We start from the raw sequence: 15973 nt of genomic DNA on the forward strand, positions 1-15973 counted from the left end.
ACGGATGGGTACGCTCGGGGCCGTGCAGCGCATCATCGACACCCCCGCCGGGGACGCCAGGCTCCACTACCACCGCGCCGCCCGCCCGCGCGCCGTGCTGCTGCTCGGCCACGGCGCGGGCGGCGGCGTCGAGGCCCCCGACCTGCGGGCCCTCGCGGCCGCGCTGCCGGCCGCCGGCGTCACCGTGGTGCTGGCCGAGCAGCCCTGGCGGGTGGCCGGCCGCAAGCTCGCCCCCGCCCCGGCCGCGCTCGACGCGGGCTGGCCCGCGCAGTTCGCCGCCGCGGCCGAGGAGGGCCTGCCGGTGTACGCGGGCGGCCGCAGCGCCGGCGCCCGGGTCGCCTGCCGGACCTCCGCCGCGCTGGGCGCGGCGGGCGTCCTCGCGCTGGCCTTCCCGCTGCACCCGCCCGGCAAGCCGGAGCGGAGCCGGGCGGACGAACTGCTCGCCACCGGCCTGCCCACCCTGGTCCTCCAGGGCGGCGCCGACACCTTCGGCACCCCGGACGAGTTCCCCGCCCTGCCCGCCACCCACCGCCTGACCGGGGTCCCGCACGCCTCGCACGCCTTCAAGACCCCGAAGAAGGCCCCGCTGTCCCAGGACGAGGCCCTGGAACTGATCACCCGCACGGCCGCCGACTGGCTCCGCCGGCCCTGAACCCCGCCGCCCGGCGCCTCCGGGCCCCCGGCGGGCGGAGCGGGCGGTGTGACCGTCCTCATACCGCCCCCCTGCCGCGCCCTTCGCGGCTGCGGTTCCGCGCCCCGCCAGGGGAGGGGAAGGGAGGGGAGCGGCGCGGGGCGGCCGGAGCGGGCCGGCAAGGCCACGGCTCCGGCAGTGAGTTGTGCCGTCCGGGAATGCCCGGGTGGCGGACGGGGTTGCACGAGGCGTCAGAACATGCCCCCGGTGGAAAGGCAGCGTCCATGGGTTCGATCGCGTGCCGCGAGCGGCCGGAAGAGCGGGCTGCGCAGTCTGCGCTCCTGCCGGACTGGTCGGAGTGGGTTGTCGCGGGCGAGAAGCCGGTCAGCCCGATATCCTCGCTTGCGGGTCGGCCCGAGGTGGGCCGTGTGCGGGTTTCCGAGGAGGTGGGTCCAGTCGTCGGGACCGATGACGCGGCCGTGTCGGGCGCTGCCGGCGCCGACCAGGGCCGTCCGGAGGGCGAACAGCTCACCGGCGACGAACTGGCCGAGGCGATCGGCGAGGACACCTTCCGGGTGTCCGAGAACGAGAGCGAGGGGGCCAGGCGCGAGCGCTTCGAGCGCGACGCGCTCGGCTACCTGGACCCGATGTACTCGGCGGCGCTGCGGATGACCCGCAACCCCGCCGACGCGGAGGACCTGCTCCAGGAGGCGTTCGCCAAGGCGTACGCGTCGTTCCACCAGTTCCGCGAGGGCACCAACCTCAAGGCCTGGCTGTACCGCATCCTCACCAACACGTTCATCAACTCGTACCGCAAGAAGCAGCGCGAACCCCAGCGCACCGCGGCCGAGGAGATCGAGGACTGGCAGCTGGCGCGCGCCGAGTCGCACATGTCGACCGGCCTGCGGTCGGCCGAGGCGCAGGCGCTCGACCACCTGCCGGACAGCGACGTGAAGGACGCGCTCCAGGCCATCCCGGAGGAATTCCGGATCGCGGTGTACCTCGCGGACGTCGAGGGCTTTGCGTACAAGGAGATCGCGGACATCATGGGTACACCCATCGGTACGGTGATGTCCCGACTGCACCGTGGCCGCCGCCAGTTGCGCGGCATGCTGGAGGACTACGCCCGCGAGCGGGGGCTGGTCCCGGCCGGTACCGGTGCAGGGCAGGAAGCGAAGGGCGCGGGCTCATGAGCTGCGGAGATCCGCACGAGACCGAGTGCGGTGAGGTGCTCGACCACCTCTACGAGTTCCTCGACAACGAGATGGCCGAGGGCGACTGCGCCAAGCTGCGGGTGCACTTCGACGAGTGCTCGCCGTGCTTGGAGAAGTACGGCCTGGAGCAGGCGATCAAGGCGCTGATCAAGCGCTCCTGCGGGTGCGACGACACCCCGACCGACCTGCGGGCCAAGGTGCTGGCCCGGATCGACTCGATCCGCACCCAGCGCTCGGGAGAGGTGGACACCTCGGTGATCGAGGTGTCCTCGGTGAGCGTCGAGGTGACGGTCGACGGGACGGCCGGGCACGGCTCGGCGGTGGCGACCGCCGAGTAGCGCTCACTCGATCGGGTGAGCCGACGCTGCTCCGGCTGCGGCGATGCGCGATCGTGCGCCACGTCCGTGCGGGCGGGCCCTATTCTCTGACGAGTCCTCACGTCGGAGGGCCCGGTACGGGCGGGGGAGGCCGAGATCGCCAGCGGAAGCGAACGCCAGCGGAGCGCCGCGGCCCTGCCGGGGCCGGCCGCGGGCTACCTGGCCGCCGTCCTGGTGGCCGCGTTCGCGGTGCTGCTGCCGCTGGCCGCCGTCGGCCCAGGGCTGGACTGGCCCCGGATCGGCCTGCTCGCCCTGCTGCACCTGTGCCTGGAGTCGCTGGCGCAGGGCGCCCGCACCCCGTGCGCCCGGCTCTGGCGCCGACTGCGCGGCCGCCCCGCCGACGAGGCCCCGGCCGACCCGCGGGGCAGCGGCTTCTTCCCGGTGCTGTTCGCGGGCGTGCTGATGCTGCCGCCCGCCGCCGCCGCCCTGGTCGCCCTGCCCGGGGCACTGCTCGGACCCGCCGTCCCGCCGCGCGGCCTGCGCCGGGTGTGGAACGCCGCCCAGCTGGCCCTGGCCGCCGCTGCCGCCGCCGAGGTGTTCCGGCTGCTCGGCGGGGCCCGGCTGCTGCTCGGCACCCGCTTCCCCGGGGCCGCGCTCGGCGCGCTGGCCGCGATCCTGACGTTCTGCCTGGTCAACGGCGTGCTGGTGACCGGCATGGTCCGGCTGACCTGCGGCTCGGCCGGCCCCGGCGCGGCCCGCGCGCTGCGCCGGGCCGCCCCCGCCGCGCTGCTGCACGGCGCGGGCGGGCTGATGATCGCGGTGCTCTGGCAGGGCCCGTACGGGGCGTTCGCCGCCGTGCTCGGGCTGCTGCCGCTGACCATCACCGCCTGGCTGTCCGCGCAGGGCCACCGCGAGCGGGCCGCGCACCGGGCCACCGTGCAGGCCCTGGTGCAGGCCGTGGAGATCAAGGACTCCTACACCCGCGGCCACAGCGAACGGGTCGGCCGGGCCTCGGTGCTGATCGCCCGCCAGCTCGGCCTGGCCGAGGACCGGGTGCGCACCCTGCACTTCGCCGGGACGCTGCACGACGTCGGCAAGCTCGCCGTCGCCACCGAGCTGCTGCGCCGCAACGGGCCGCTGACCGACGCCGAGCGGCGCGCCGTCGAGGTGCACCCGGTGTTCGGGCACGAGCTGGTGCGGCAGCTGGACTTCCTCGGCGAGGGCCGCGACGGCATCCTGCACCACCACGAGCGGATGGACGGCCGCGGCTACCCGCACGGGCTGACCGGGGACCGGATCCCCGAGTTCGCCCGGATCATCTCGGTCGCCGACGCCTTCGACTCGATGACCTCCACCCGCTCCTACCGGCGCGGCCGCCCCGTCCCGGAGGCGGTCGCCGAACTGGAGCGGTGCGCCGGCAGCCAGTTCGACCCGGTGATGGTCTCGGCGCTGGTCGAGGCCGTCGCCGAGCACGGCTGGCAGCCCGAACCGCCGCCGCCCGGCGGCTGGGACGGCGAGGTGCCGGACATCCCGCTCGGCGTGCCCGAGCCGGCCCGGCTGCCGCAGCAGTCCGGCACCGGCCTGCCGACCGGGGGAGCGGCGTGACCACCCGCCGCCCGGCCCCGGCCGACCTGCTGCTCGCCGCCTCCGCCGCGCTCGCCGCCGCCGCCGTGCTGCACGCGCTGGCCGGCGGCGTCGCCCAGGGCCGGGTCGCACTGGCCTTCGCGGTGCTGATCGGCCTCGGCCAGTGCGCCGGGCCGGCCCTGCCCGGCGACCGCGAACCCGCGCCCGTCGCCACCGCCGTCGCCCTCGCGTACGCGCTGCTCGGGCCGCTGCACGGGCTGCCCACCACGCACGGGGTGCTGCAGGTCGCGGGCGTCACCGCGGCCGGCACCCTGCTCGGGCTGGGCGCCCAGCTCGGCGGGCAGGCCGTGCTGGCCGCCGCCCGGCACCGGCCGCGCACCCCGCCCGCCGGGCTGGACGCCGCCGCCCGCCGGCTGGTCACCGTCGCGTTCGCCGCGCTGCTGTTCCAGCCGCTGTACAACACCGGCCTCACCGACCGGCTGCCCGGCCCCGCGTACGGGGCGCTGCTGGCGGGCGTGGCCGCGCTGGCCGCGCTCGGCGACGCGGTGCTGGCCGCCGCCCAGCAGGCCGCCCGCACCGGGCTGCGGTACGCCGCCGCGCTGGAGGACCAGCTGCACGCGCTGCTCGGCATCGGCTCCGCGCAGGTCGCCACCGGGCTGCTGCTGAGCCTGCTCGCCGGGGAGGCCGGGCTGTGGGCGCTGCCGGTGTTCTGCCTGCCGCTGATCCTCGCCCAGACCTCGTTCCGGCGGGCCGTCGCGGTGCGGGCCACCACCGGGCAGACCATCGAGACGCTGGCCCGGGCCACCGAGATCGCCGGGTACACCACCCCGGGGCACGCCCGCCGGGTCGCCGACACGGCGTGCGCGCTGGGGCGCGAACTCGGGCTCGGCAGCCGGGAGCTGACGCTGCTGGAGTACGCCGCGCTGATGCACGACATCGGGCAGCTGTCGCTGGTCGAACCCGTCCCGGGCGGGGCCACCGCGCTGCTGCCCGACGGCGAGCAGCAGCGCATCGCCCGGCTCGGCAGCGAGGTGATCCAGCGCACCGGGGTGCCCCGGCAGGTGTGGCAGCAGGTCGCCCGGCTGGCCGACCCGTGCCGCCTGGCCGACGGCCGGCACGACCCCACCCTGCCGCTGGCCTCCCGGATCATCCGGGTCGCCAACGCCCACGACGACCTGCGCACCGCCGCCGCCGACCGCCCCCGCGGCGGCCTGCTCGACCCGCTGGAGCACCTGCGGCTGGAAGCCGGGCCCGGCTACGACCCGGTGGTGCTGGACGCGCTGGCCCGGCTGGGCCGCCGCGGCCACCGCGCCGCCCGCGGTCCGGACCGCCGCTGCCGCCCGGCGGCCTGAATGGCCGCGCGGGGCGCGCGGCCGGGGGCGGGCGTGGTTGGATGCGGTCGTGGCGGGAAGACCCGGAGGCGGGGCGACCCGGTGACGACCGACGGCAAGGGACCAACGTGAGGATCTTCCACCGCGCACGGCACCGTCCGTCGGCGACCTGGCGGCAGACCACCGACCGTGCGTTCACCCTGATCGGCGACGGCCGCTACGAGGACGCCGGGGCGCTGCTGGTGATGGCGGCGGACCTGGAGCCGTGGCTGTCGGACTCCTGGTTCAACCTGGCCCTGCTGCACAAGTTCCGCCGGGACTGGGAGCAGGCCCGCTCGGCCGGCCTGCGCGCCGTCGCCCTGCTCGACCGCCAGCACGGCGCCCCGGACTGGTGGAACCTCGGCATCACCGCCACCGCCCTCCAGGACTGGCCGCTGGCCCGCCGGGCCTGGCAGGCGTACGGGCTGCGGCTGCCCGGCGGGCCAGCGCTGGACGGGCCGATCGAGCTGGACCTGGGCACCACCCCGGTGCGGCTGTCCCCGGACGGCGAGTCCGAGGTGGTGTGGGGCCGGCGGCTGGACCCGGCCCGGATCGAGGTGCTGTCCATCCCGCTGCCGTCCTCCGGCCGCCGCTGGGGCGAGGTGGTGCTGCACGACGGCGCCCCGCACGGCGAGCGGGTCGCCGACGGCGTCGCCTACCCGGTCTTCGACGAGATCGAGCTGTGGGCGCCGTCCCCGGTGCCGACCTGGGTGGTGCTGCTGCAGGCCGCCACCGCCGCCGACCGGGACGCGCTGGAGAAGACGGTGGCCGACGCCGGGTACGCCGCCGAGGACTGGACCTCCTCGGTGCGGCTGCTGTGCCGCACCTGCTCGGAGTCCCGGATGGCCATCGACGACGGCCACACCGCCCACCACGACCCGCACGACGACGGCGACCCGCTGCACCCCGGCCACCTCAGCCACCTCAGCCAGGGCGCGGCCGGCGGCCCCTGGCAGGTCGAGCGCGAGTGCGGGATCGCCGCGCCCGCCGGCCTGGTCCGCTCCCTGCTGGAGCGCTGGGCCGCCGCCTCCCCCGTCACCCGCGCCTACCGGGACCTCGAAGAGGTCTGCTGACCCTGCCGCATCCCGGGGGGCCGGGAGGTGACCCCGCCCCGGACCGCGCTCCGGACCGCGCCCCGTACCCTGGACCGGTACACCAGGCGGATGCGGACGAAAGCGGAACCGAGCGATGGCCGAGCACCACGACCACGAGCACGAGCACGGACACGACCACGCGCACGAGGACACCGAGCCCCAGCGGGTGGTGGGCGAGGAGCCCGACCTGACGAAGGGCACCGCCCGTCCGATCACCGTGGTCGGCAACCCGGTGCTGCACCGCGAGGTCAGGACCGTCACCGCCTTCGACGGCGAACTCTCCGCGCTGATCGACGACATGTTCCAGTCCATGTACGCGGCGGAGGGCGTCGGCCTGGCCGCCAACCAGATCGGCGTCGACCTGAAGGTCTTCGTCTACGACTGCCCCGACGACGAGGGCGTCCGGCACGTCGGCCACGTGGTCAACCCGGTCCTGGAGGAGCTGCCGGCCGGCCGCCGGGTGCTGGACGACGGCCAGGAGGGCTGCCTGTCCGTCCCCACCGCCTACCAGGAGCTGGCCCGCCCCGACTACGCGGCCGTCACCGGCCAGGACAAGGACGGCAACCCGGTCCGGGTCGAGGGCACCGGCTTCTTCGCCCGCTGCCTCCAGCACGAGACCGACCACCTGTACGGCTACCTCTACATCGACCGCCTCTCCAAGCGCGACCGCAAGGACGCGCTGCGGCAGATGGCCGAGGGCACCCCCAAGTACGCCACCGTCCCGAACGACTGACGCCGCGGCGGGCACGCGCGGAGGGCCGCACCCCGTCGGGGTGCGGCCCTCCGTCGTCGGTGGCGGGGCGGCCTAGAAGTCGTCGTCGAAGGAGACCGAGCCCTCGACGGCCACCTGGTAGGCGGAGACCCGGCGTTCGAAGAAGTTGGTGAGCTCCTGGACGTTCTGGAGCTCCATGAAGCCGAACGGGTTGGTGGAGCCGTAGCGGATCGGCAGGCCGAGGCGGGCCAGGCGCTGGTCGGCGACGGCCTGGAGGTACTCGCGCATCGACTCGGTGTTCATGCCGGGCAGGCCCTCGCCGCACAGGTCGCGGGCGAACTGGAGCTCGGCCTCGACGGCCTCCTCCAGCATCTCGGTGACCTGCCGGGCCATCTTGTCGTCGAAGAGGTCGGGCTCCTCCTCGCGCACGGTGTCGACCACCGAGAACGCGAAGTCCATGTGCATCGACTCGTCGCGGAAGACCCAGTTGGTGCCGGTGGCCAGGCCGTGCAGCAGGCCGCGGCTGCGGAACCAGTACACGTAGGCGAACGCGCCGTAGAAGAACAGGCCCTCGACGCAGGCCGCGAAGCAGATCAGGTTGAGCAGGAAGGCCCGGCGGTCCTCCTTGCTCTCCAGCGAGTCGAGGTGGTCGACCGCGTTCATGTACGTGAAGCAGAACTGGGCCTTCTGCGCGATGGAGGGGATGTTCTCCACCGCCGCGAAGGCGGCGTTGCGGTCCTCCGGGTCGGGCAGGTAGGTGTCCAGCAGCGTCAGGTAGAACTGGACGTGCACGGCCTCCTCGAACAGCTGCCGCGACAGGTAGAGCCGGGCCTCGGGGGAGTTGATGTGCTTGTAGAGGCTCAGCACCACGTTGTTGGCGACGATCGAGTCGCCGGTGGCGAAGAACGCGACCAGCCGGCCGATCATGTGCCGCTCGCCCTCGGAGAGCTTGGCGAGGTCGGCGACGTCGGAGTGCAGGTCCACCTCCTCCACGGTCCAGGTGTTCTTGATCGCGTCCCGGTACCGGTCGTAGAACGACGGGTAGCGCATCGGACGCAGCGTCAGCTCGAAGCCCGGGTCGAGCAGCATCTTCTTCTGGTCTTCGGTGCTCACTGGCAGGCCTCGCAGGACTCGGGGTTCTCCAGCGAGCAGGCGATGGCGTCCTGCTCGGCCTGGGAGAGGGCGGGGGTCTGCACCGGCACGGGGGCGGCGGTGCGGGTGGCGCCGGACGCGGCCTGGGCGATCCGGGTCGCCGGGCGCGAGCGCAGGTAGTAGGTGGTCTTCAGACCGACCTTCCAGGCGTAGGAGTACATCGAGGAGAGCTTGCCGATGGTCGGCGCGGCCATGAACAGGTTCAGCGACTGGCTCTGGTCGATGTACGGCTGGCGGGCGGCGGCCAGGTCGATCAGCGCGCGCTGCGGCAGCTCCCACGCCGTGCGGTACAGCGAACGGACCTCCTGCGGCAGCCAGTTGAACTCCTGGATGGAGCCGTTGGCGTCGCGCAGCGCGTCCCGGGTCTGCTGGTCCCAGACGCCCAGCTCCTTGAGCTCGCGCACCAGGTACGGGTTGACCTGGAGGAACTCGCCGGACAGCGTCTCGCGCTTGAACAGGTTGGAGACCTGCGGCTCGATGCACTCGTAGACGCCGGCGATGGACGCGATGGTCGCGGTCGGGGCGATCGCCAGCAGCAGCGAGTTGCGCAGGCCGACCTCGGCGATCCGGGCGCGCAGCGCCTCCCAGCGCCCGGTCCACCGCGGGTTGGCGCTGCCGAAGTGGTCGACGTGCAGCTGGCCGCGGGCGGCGCGGGTCTCGCCGTACGCCTCGTGCCGGCCGAACCGCTCGGCCAGGTCGGCGGAGCGCTCGTACGCGGTGAGCATGATGCGCTCGGAGATCAGGGTGGAGAGGGTCTTGGCCTCGGCGGAGTCGAAGTCGATCCGCAGCTGGAAGAAGACGTCCTGCAGGCCCATCACGCCCAGGCCGACCGGCCGCCAGCGGGAGTTGGAGGTGCCGGCCTCGGTGGTCGGGTAGAAGTTGATGTCGATCACGCGGTCGAGGAAGGTCACCGCGGTGCGGACGGTGGCGTCCAGCCGGTCCCAGTCCATCGCGTTCAGCAGGTCGGCGGCGGTGGCGCCGGGGGCGACGTGCGCGCCCAGGTTGACCGAGCCGAGGTTGCAGACCGCGGTCTCGGAGTCGTCGGTGACCTCCAGGATCTCGGTGCACAGGTTCGAGGAGTGCACCGTGCGGCCGGGCAGCGCGGTCTGGTTGGCGGCCCGGTTGGAGGCGTCCTTGAAGGTCATCCAGCCGTTGCCGGTCTGCGCCAGGGTGCGCATCATCCGGGCGTACAGGGTCTGCGCGGGGATGGTGCGCACGGCCTTGCCGGCCAGCTCGGCCTTGACGTACGCCTCGTCGAACTCGGCGCCCCACAGGTCGACCAGCTCCGGCACGTCGGCCGGGGAGAACAGCGACCAGTCGGCGTCGGCGTTGACCCGGCGCATGAACTCGTCCGGGATCCAGTGCGCCAGGTTCAGGTTGTGGGTGCGCCGGGCCTCCTCGCCGGTGTTGTCGCGGAGCTCCAGGAACTCCTCGATGTCGGCGTGCCAGGTCTCCAGGTACACGCAGGCCGCGCCCTTGCGCCGGCCGCCCTGGTTGACCGCCGCCACGGAGGAGTCCAGGGTGCGCAGGAACGGCACGATGCCGTTCGACTTGCCGTTGGTGCCGCGGATCAGCGAGCCGCGGGAGCGGATCCGCGAGTAGGACAGGCCGATGCCGCCGGCGTGCTTGGAGAGCCGGGCGATCTGCGCGTACCGGTTGTAGATCGAGTCCAGGTTGTCCAGCGGCGAGTCCAGCAGGTAGCAGGAGGACATCTGCGGGTGCCGGGTGCCGGAGTTGAACAGCGTCGGCGAGCTGGTCAGGTACTCCAGCCGGCTCATCAGGGTGTACAGCTCGGCGACCTCGCGCACCGACTCCTCGGTGGTGCCGACCGCCAGGCCCGCCGCCACCCGCAGCAGGAAGTGCTGCGGGGTCTCGACCACCTTGCGGGTGATCGGGTGGCGCAGCAGGTAGCGGGACTGGACGGTGCGCAGGCCGAAGTACTCGAAGCGGTCGTCGCCCGCCTCGTCGATCAGCGAGTCGAACAGCCCGGCGTGCCCGGCCACGAACGCGGCGGTGGCGTCGCCGATCAGGCCCTCGGCGTGGCCCACGGCCACCGAGGAGGAGAACGAGGTGACGCCCTGGGTGGCGGCCTCGTCGCGGATCTCCAGCGCCAGCAGGCGGGCGGCCAGCTTCGAGTACTGCGGGTCCTCGGCGATCATCGACGCGGCGGCCTCCACGGCCAGCCCGCGCAGCTCGGCGAAGTCCGAGCCAGCGTGGCGGCCGCGCAGCGCGGCGGCGGCGACGTGGCCGGGGTCCACCTGGGGGAGGTCGGTGCTGCGGTCGGTGAGCAGCCGGAGCAGCGCCGCACCGGGGTCGGTGAAGGCGTCGGCGGATCCCTGGGACGGCAGGGTGACTGAGGCGGCGACGGTCAAGGCGCACTCTCTCCTGTGGCGGCGGACGTGGCTCGGGTTGTCCGGCACCGCACGCGGCCAGGGGAGGGCGGCACGAAGGAACGAGAACGCGTTCCGGCGCGCGAAGACCACCCCCGGTCCGCCCGCGAGACCGGACGGCAAAGCTGTGCTGCATGGCGTCTGCGGGGATGCCGTGTCGCACACCGTCGGCAGGTCCTCGGACTGCGCGGGCGTCGCAGCAACCCGCTCACCGTTGCGGGGCAGTCCCGGATTCGCACCGGATTCCCCTGCGTCGACAGCGAGAGTGAGCATACATGTTGTGGTGGCTGGAACTGGAAGCACCAGATGTAGTAGCGCGTGTCGCGTCGGCGGTGCCGCGCGTAGACAACGAAACCGTCCGCGAACCGTCCGCCGGCCGCCCACGAACCGTCCGCCGACCGCCCACGAACCGTCCGCGAACCGCCCACTGACGGCCCGTGGGCCCGCCCGTGAACCCGCCCGCGGACGGCCCGCGGACGGCTTCGGGTCCGGGCTCGGGGCCCGGCTCGGGCCCGCCCTCAGAACCGCGTCGTGTAGACCCACAGGTCCGTGCCGGGCGCCGCCGACCAGTCCCGCGCGGGGCTGCGGACGAAGCCCAGGGCGTCGTAGATCCGGTGCGCGGCGGTCATCGACGGCCGGGTGGAGAACGCCATCCCGGCCAGCCGCAGTTCCCGGCTGCGCGCGATCGAGGCCCGCACCAGGGCCCGGCCGACACCGCGCCCGCGGGCCGCCGCGCCGACCGCGAGCATCCGGATCTCGCCCTCGTCGGGGTGCGCGACGTCCGCCCACGCGGTGCCGCCGGGCGCGAAGGTCACGCAGCCGAGCACCGCCCCGCCGTCGTCGACGGCGACCAGGAGCTCGGCCTCCCGGTTGCGGCGGGCGGCGTCGCGGAGGAGTGCGGCGTAGGGGGAGTCGGGGCGGGTGTGGCCGTCGCCGACGAAGGCTTCGACGCTGACCTCCCCGGCTCCGGCGAGGTCGCGGTCGAGGGCGCGGCGGACGGTCGGGGAGCGCATCCGGACAGTGTGCCGGACGGCCGACGGCGCGGGTCGGCCAGGTCCGGGTCGAACGGGTAGCCGCCCGGCCGGTGCACGTCGTCGCGGCCGTGCCGGCCGTTGCGGTCCAGGTCGCGGCCGACCAGGACGCCGAGGAGTCCGAAACTGCCGAGGAGGCCCAGCAGGGCGAGTGCGGTGGTCATGCCTCCACTGTCCGCGCCCGGCCGGGGCCGGACGAGTGGCAGGAACGCACCATTGCCACGAAATCCTGCCACTGCCATGCTGGCCGGATGCGGAAGCTGGAGAACGTCGCCGTCGTGGTGCTGGAGGAGGTCCACCCCTTCGAACTGGGGGTGGCCTGCGAGGTGTTCGGCCTGGACCGGAGCGAGAGCGGCCTGCCGGTCTACGACTTCGCCCTGGTCGGCGACCGCCCCGGCCCGATGCGCACCCACTCCGGCTTCACCGTCGACGTCCCGCACGGCCCCGAGCGGATCGCCGGGGCCGACCTGGTGATCGCCACCGCCACCGGCATCCGCGCGCACTACCCCGAGGAGGTCTGCGCGGCGCTGCGGGCCGCCCACGACCGCGGCGCCCACCTGCTGTCGATCTGCTCCGGCAGCTTCCTGCTCGGCGCGGCCGGCCTGCTCGACGGCCGCCGCTGCACCACCCACTGGCGCTACGCCGACCTGATGGCCGAGCGCTTCCCGCTGACCACCGTCGAACCCGGCGTGCTGTACGTGGACGACCACCCGGTGATCACCTCGGCCGGCACCGCCGCGGGCATCGACGCCTGCCTGCACCTGGTCCGCAAGGTGCAGGGCGCCGAGGTGGCCCGGGCGATCGCCCGCCGGATGGTGGTCGCCCCGCACCGGGACGGCGGCCAGGCCCAGTTCATCAACCGGCCGGTGCCCGAGGGCGGCGGCGAGTCGCTGGCCGGGGTGCTGGAGTGGATGCGCCGCCACCTCGACCGGGAGACCGGCGTCGACCAGCTCGCCCGGCTCGCCCACATGTCGCCGCGCACCTTCGCCCGCCGCTTCCGGGAGGAGACCGGCACCACCCCGCACCGCTGGCTGACCGGCCAGCGGGTGCTGCTCGCGCAGCACCTGCTGGAGTCCACCGGCGAGAGCGTGGACGCCATCGCCACCCGCTGCGGCTTCGGCAACGCCGCCACCCTGCGACACCACTTCGGCCGCCGCCTGGGCACCACCCCGCAGGCCTACCGCCGGGCCTTCGGCGGCCCGCGCCGCGCCGCCGGGCCGCAGTACCAGGACGCCTGACCGGGGCACGGCGGGGGAGCCGGAACGGGGGCTGGAACGAGGGACCGGGCCACGGACACCGGGCTGCGCCGGCAGGCGTCCGGGCCCGGGGTGCCTGTGCCGGGGGTCGCCCGCCCGAGTCGGCCGCCGGCGCTCGCGGCCCCGTGGCGGGGGCCAGGTCGGGGGTCGGGCTGCTGTGGTGCCGGGCTGCGACGGCAGGGCGTCCGGGCCCGGGGTGCCGGCGTGGGGCTGCGGTCAGGTCGAGAGGTGGTCGGTGCGGTTCCAGCCGGTCGGGCGCAGCCGTCCCTCGTGGGACCGCCACGTGCTGGTCGAGCAGTTCGCCACCGGGGGCAGGGCCAGCAACTCCCGCTCGGTCGGCCGGTCCAGGACGTGGCGCAGCATCAGCACCGTGCAGTCGTGCGCCACCACCAGCACCGACCGGCCGGCCTCCTCCGCGCACAGGTCGCGCAGCAGGTCGCGGACCCGCAGGGCCACGTCCAGCCAGGACTCGCCGCCCGGCGGCCGGTAGTACAGCTCGCCCATCCGCCGCCGCCGGGCCGCCTCCGCGGGGTGGTCGCGTTCGATCGCGGCCTTGGTGAGCATCTCCAGCACGCCCAGCTCGCGGTCCCGCAGCCGCTCGTCGTGGCGCACCGCCAGCCCCACCTGGACGGCTCCCAGCCCGGACGCCTGGGCCAGCGCGATCCGGGCGGTCTCGGCGGTGCGCACGTACGGGGAGCACCACACCGAGCGCGGCCGGTCGGCGGGCGGCAGTTCGGCCCACCAGCGGCCCAGGTCGCGGGCCTGGTCCTGGCCGTGCAGGGAGAGCGGGATGTCGGCGTCCCGGCAGGTGATCGGGACGGAGAGCGCCCCGCTGGCGTCCGCGTGCCGGAACTCCACGTTGGCGGTGGACTCGCCGTGCCGGGTGGCGATCAGGACCGAGGGCAGTCTCGGTCCGGCGTCCGGCTGCTGCGCCTCCGGACGGTGCCCGTTGCGTACCGTGGTGAGGTCGGTCATGGCGGTGGCTCCCCGTGGTCGGTGGCGCGGGCGAGTGGACCCGTCTCCCCCGGTCTCTCCAGGGAGCGGGCGGTCATAACAGATGGTCGCGCCGTCACCCCAGTGTCGATCGGGGCAACGGCGCGACCACAGGGCGCATGGCGCGGCTATGCGCGCCCCCGGTGCGTCAGTGCGCCACCGCGGGCTGTGGAGCGCGCTCCACGGCCTCGTCGCCGGACTCCGCGGAATAGTCCGCCTTCGAGGTCTCGTCGGCCCCCTCCGGGGCCTTCAGGGCCCGCAGCACCAGCGTCAGGACCACGGCCACCGCCAGGTTCAGCACGAACGCGGTCAGACCGATGTAGCCGGTCTGCCCGATCCCCGGGATGTTCGAGCTGCTGCCGCCGAAGTGCTTGGTGGCCGGGGAGGAGATCCCCCAGGCCAGCCAGGTGCCGTACACCATGCCGACCGCCCAGCCCGCCAGCAGCGCCCAGCGGTGGAACCACCGGGTGAACAGGCCCGCCACCAGTGCCACCGCGGTCTGCAGGATCCACAGGCCGCCCAGCAGCTGGAAGTTGATCGCCACCTGCTTGTCCATCAGCAGCACGAACACCAGCGCGCCGACCTTCACCAGCAGCGAGGCGATCTTCGCCACCCGGGTCTCCTCGGCCGGCGTCGCGTCCGGCTTCAGGAACTCCTTGTAGACGTTCCGGGTGAACAGGTTCGCCGCCGCGATCGACATGATCGCCGCCGGCACCAGCGCGCCGATCCCGATCGCCGCGAACGCCACCCCGGTGAACCAGGACGGGAACATGTCCGCGAACAGCTGCGGCACCGCCAGCTGGCTGTTGTAGCCCTTCACGCCCTTGCCCACCCCGGCCGCGATCGCCAGGAAGCCCAGCAGCGCCAGCAGGCCCAGCATCAGCGAGTACGCCGGCATGATCGCCATGTTCCGGCGCACCGTGTTGCGCGACTTCGAGGCCAGCACGCCGGTCACCGAGTGCGGGTACATGAACAGCGCCAGCGCCGAACCGAACGCCAGCGTCGCGTACGCCCACTGCCCCGACGGGCCGACCACCAGCGCCCCGCTCGGCTTCCCGTTCGCCCCGGGCGTGGCGAACTTGTGCTGCGCCGCGTCGAACACGTGCCCGTAGCCGCCCAGCCGCATCGGGATGTAGACCACCGCCACGATGATCACGATGTAGACCAGCGCGTCCTTGACGAACGCGATCAGCGCCGGTGCCCGCAGGCCCGAGGAGTACGTGTACGCGGCCAGCACGCCGAACGCGATGAACAGCGGCAGGTCCTTCAGGAACCAGTTGCCGCTGCCGCCCACGCCCAGCACGTCCAGCACCGCCTGGATGCCGACCAGCTGCAGCGCCACGTACGGCATGGTCGCCAGGATGCCGGTCAGCGCCACCGCCACCGACAGCCCGCGCGAGCCGTACCGGCCGCGCACGAAGTCCGCCGGCGTCACGTACCCGTGCACCCGCGACACCGACCACAGCCGGGGCAGGAACAGGAACACCAGCGGGTACGCGATGATCGTGTACGGCACCGCGAAGAAGCCCGCGGCGCCGGCCGCGTAGATCGCCGCCGGCACCGCGATGAACGTGTACGCGGTGTACAGGTCGCCGCCCAGCAGGAACCAGGTGATCCAGGTGCCGAAGCTCCGGCCGCCCAGCCCCCACTCGTGCAGGTGCGCGGCGTCCGCGGCGCGCCGCCAGCGGGAGGCCAGGAAGCCCATCACCGTCACCGCGGCGAAGAACAGCAGGAAGACCGTCATCGCGGTCCAGTCGACGTGCTTCACGACCGGCCCCCGTCCGACGGCTGGGCGGGCAGGACCGGGACGGCGGGGACGGCCTTGCGGGCCGCCTCGTCCCGCCGGATCAGCAGGTACGCGGCGCCGGTGAACAGCGCCGACACCGGCACCCACAGCAGCTGGTACCAGTAGAAGAACGGCATTCCGCCGAGTTCGGGAGAGATCTTGCTGTAGGACGGCACCCACAGCACCACCACGATCGGCACCAGCAGGCACAGGCCGGCCAGCACCCGGGCGGGGGAGACCACGGGCGGTGCGCCCGCGGCAGGGACTTGGGACGACGACACGAGCGGCTCCTGGCTGACGAGGAGTCACCTCAGTGGCACCGCAACGCACATGGCTGTGCGCCCGCCGAGCAGCACCCTCGGTGATCGAAAGGTCCCCGAGAGGCTAGGGCAGCGGAGCGACCCGTGTCACTACCCGGTCAACCCGGATCGCCCGTTCACACG

General features: G+C 74.1%; 14 protein-coding genes and 1 riboswitch. Of the genes, 8 read left to right on the forward strand and 6 right to left on the reverse strand.

The annotated features are described in order from the left end of the window. Positions 1–4: 4 nt before the first annotated feature. The 7 genes from ACIQVD_RS06580 (at position 5) to def (ending at position 6943) form a co-directional block, all read left to right on the forward strand. A complete protein-coding gene (locus tag ACIQVD_RS06580) occupies positions 5–652 on the forward strand; it encodes an alpha/beta family hydrolase (protein WP_402286437.1) in 648 nt (215 codons plus the stop codon). Between the two features lie 425 nt (positions 653–1077). Further along, entirely contained in the window at positions 1078–1824 is a 747-nt protein-coding gene (locus ACIQVD_RS06585) for a sigma-70 family RNA polymerase sigma factor (RefSeq protein ID WP_033212168.1), read from the forward strand. Next, entirely contained in the window at positions 1821–2183 is a 363-nt protein-coding gene (rsrA, locus tag ACIQVD_RS06590; RefSeq protein ID WP_100836423.1) for a mycothiol system anti-sigma-R factor, read from the forward strand. The genes ACIQVD_RS06585 and rsrA overlap by 4 nt, the downstream gene beginning before the upstream one ends. A gap of 213 nt (positions 2184–2396) precedes the next feature. Continuing rightward, positions 2397–3767, forward strand: a complete 1371-nt coding sequence (locus tag ACIQVD_RS06595; protein WP_400681940.1) for an HD-GYP domain-containing protein — start codon at positions 2397–2399, stop codon at positions 3765–3767. Next, complete coding sequence (locus ACIQVD_RS06600; RefSeq protein ID WP_402286441.1) at positions 3764–5098, forward strand: HD-GYP domain-containing protein; 1335 nt, start codon at positions 3764–3766, stop codon at positions 5096–5098. Before ACIQVD_RS06595 ends, ACIQVD_RS06600 begins: the two co-directional genes overlap by 4 nt. 107 nt (positions 5099–5205) lie before the next feature. Further along, positions 5206–6189 carry a hypothetical protein gene (locus tag ACIQVD_RS06605; protein ID WP_100836420.1) on the forward strand — a complete coding sequence of 328 codons (984 nt, stop codon included), beginning with the start codon at positions 5206–5208 and terminating at the stop codon, positions 6187–6189. A 115-nt stretch (positions 6190–6304) separates the two neighbouring features. After that, entirely contained in the window at positions 6305–6943 is a 639-nt protein-coding gene (gene def / locus ACIQVD_RS06610; protein WP_400681934.1) for a peptide deformylase, read from the forward strand. A 72-nt stretch (positions 6944–7015) separates the two neighbouring features. Here the strand turns inward: def and ACIQVD_RS06615 are convergent, their stop codons facing one another. From ACIQVD_RS06615 to ACIQVD_RS06625, 3 genes are all read right to left on the reverse strand, one after another. After that, a complete protein-coding gene (locus ACIQVD_RS06615) occupies positions 7016–8011 on the reverse strand; it encodes a ribonucleotide-diphosphate reductase subunit beta (protein WP_402286721.1) in 996 nt (331 codons plus the stop codon). A gap of 20 nt (positions 8012–8031) precedes the next feature. After that, positions 8032–10446 carry a ribonucleoside-diphosphate reductase subunit alpha gene (locus ACIQVD_RS06620; protein ID WP_402286445.1) on the reverse strand — a complete coding sequence of 805 codons (2415 nt, stop codon included), beginning with the start codon at positions 10444–10446 and terminating at the stop codon, positions 8032–8034. Between the two features lie 169 nt (positions 10447–10615). Beyond that, positions 10616–10754: riboswitch (cobalamin riboswitch) on the reverse strand. Between the two features lie 228 nt (positions 10755–10982). Beyond that, a complete protein-coding gene (locus ACIQVD_RS06625) occupies positions 10983–11477 on the reverse strand; it encodes a GNAT family N-acetyltransferase (protein ID WP_400681929.1) in 495 nt (164 codons plus the stop codon). Positions 11478–11746: 269 nt separating this feature from the next. Here ACIQVD_RS06625 and ACIQVD_RS06630 point away from each other — a divergent pair, with 269 nt between their 5' ends. Beyond that, positions 11747–12733 carry a helix-turn-helix domain-containing protein gene (locus tag ACIQVD_RS06630; RefSeq protein WP_402286722.1) on the forward strand — a complete coding sequence of 329 codons (987 nt, stop codon included), beginning with the start codon at positions 11747–11749 and terminating at the stop codon, positions 12731–12733. A 234-nt stretch (positions 12734–12967) separates the two neighbouring features. Here the strand turns inward: ACIQVD_RS06630 and ACIQVD_RS06635 are convergent, their stop codons facing one another. The 3 genes from ACIQVD_RS06635 to ACIQVD_RS06645 all read right to left on the reverse strand — a co-directional run bounded on the left by ACIQVD_RS06635 (position 12968) and on the right by ACIQVD_RS06645 (position 15811). After that, positions 12968–13726: a histidine phosphatase family protein gene (locus ACIQVD_RS06635; RefSeq protein ID WP_402286447.1), complete on the reverse strand. Its 759-nt coding sequence runs from the start codon at positions 13724–13726 to the stop codon at positions 12968–12970. Positions 13727–13892: 166 nt separating this feature from the next. Continuing rightward, positions 13893–15488: a monocarboxylate uptake permease MctP gene (mctP, locus tag ACIQVD_RS06640; RefSeq protein WP_100838505.1), complete on the reverse strand. Its 1596-nt coding sequence runs from the start codon at positions 15486–15488 to the stop codon at positions 13893–13895. A gap of 20 nt (positions 15489–15508) precedes the next feature. After that, positions 15509–15811: a DUF3311 domain-containing protein gene (locus ACIQVD_RS06645; protein ID WP_402286449.1), complete on the reverse strand. Its 303-nt coding sequence runs from the start codon at positions 15809–15811 to the stop codon at positions 15509–15511. Positions 15812–15973 lie beyond the last annotated feature (162 nt).

The sequence above is a fragment of the Kitasatospora sp. NPDC090308 genome (assembly GCF_044769485.1).
Classification (GTDB): domain Bacteria; phylum Actinomycetota; class Actinomycetes; order Streptomycetales; family Streptomycetaceae; genus Kitasatospora; species Kitasatospora fiedleri.

Bases quoted from the DNA above. Each gene is read 5' to 3' on its own strand.
- ACIQVD_RS06580 (WP_402286437.1), top strand. From the start codon at position 5: ATGGGTACGCTCGGGGCCGTGCAGCGCATCATCGACACCCCCGCCGGG.
- ACIQVD_RS06625 (WP_400681929.1), bottom strand. From the start codon at position 11,477: ATGCGCTCCCCGACCGTCCGCCGCGCCCTCGACCGCGACCTCGCCGGA.
- mctP (WP_100838505.1), bottom strand. From the start codon at position 15,488: ATGACGGTCTTCCTGCTGTTCTTCGCCGCGGTGACGGTGATGGGCTTC.
- rsrA (WP_100836423.1), top strand. From the start codon at position 1,821: ATGAGCTGCGGAGATCCGCACGAGACCGAGTGCGGTGAGGTGCTCGAC.
- ACIQVD_RS06630 (WP_402286722.1), top strand. From the start codon at position 11,747: ATGCGGAAGCTGGAGAACGTCGCCGTCGTGGTGCTGGAGGAGGTCCAC.
- ACIQVD_RS06615 (WP_402286721.1), bottom strand. From the start codon at position 8,011: ATGCTGCTCGACCCGGGCTTCGAGCTGACGCTGCGTCCGATGCGCTAC.
- def (WP_400681934.1), top strand. From the start codon at position 6,305: ATGGCCGAGCACCACGACCACGAGCACGAGCACGGACACGACCACGCG.
- ACIQVD_RS06635 (WP_402286447.1), bottom strand. From the start codon at position 13,726: ATGACCGACCTCACCACGGTACGCAACGGGCACCGTCCGGAGGCGCAG.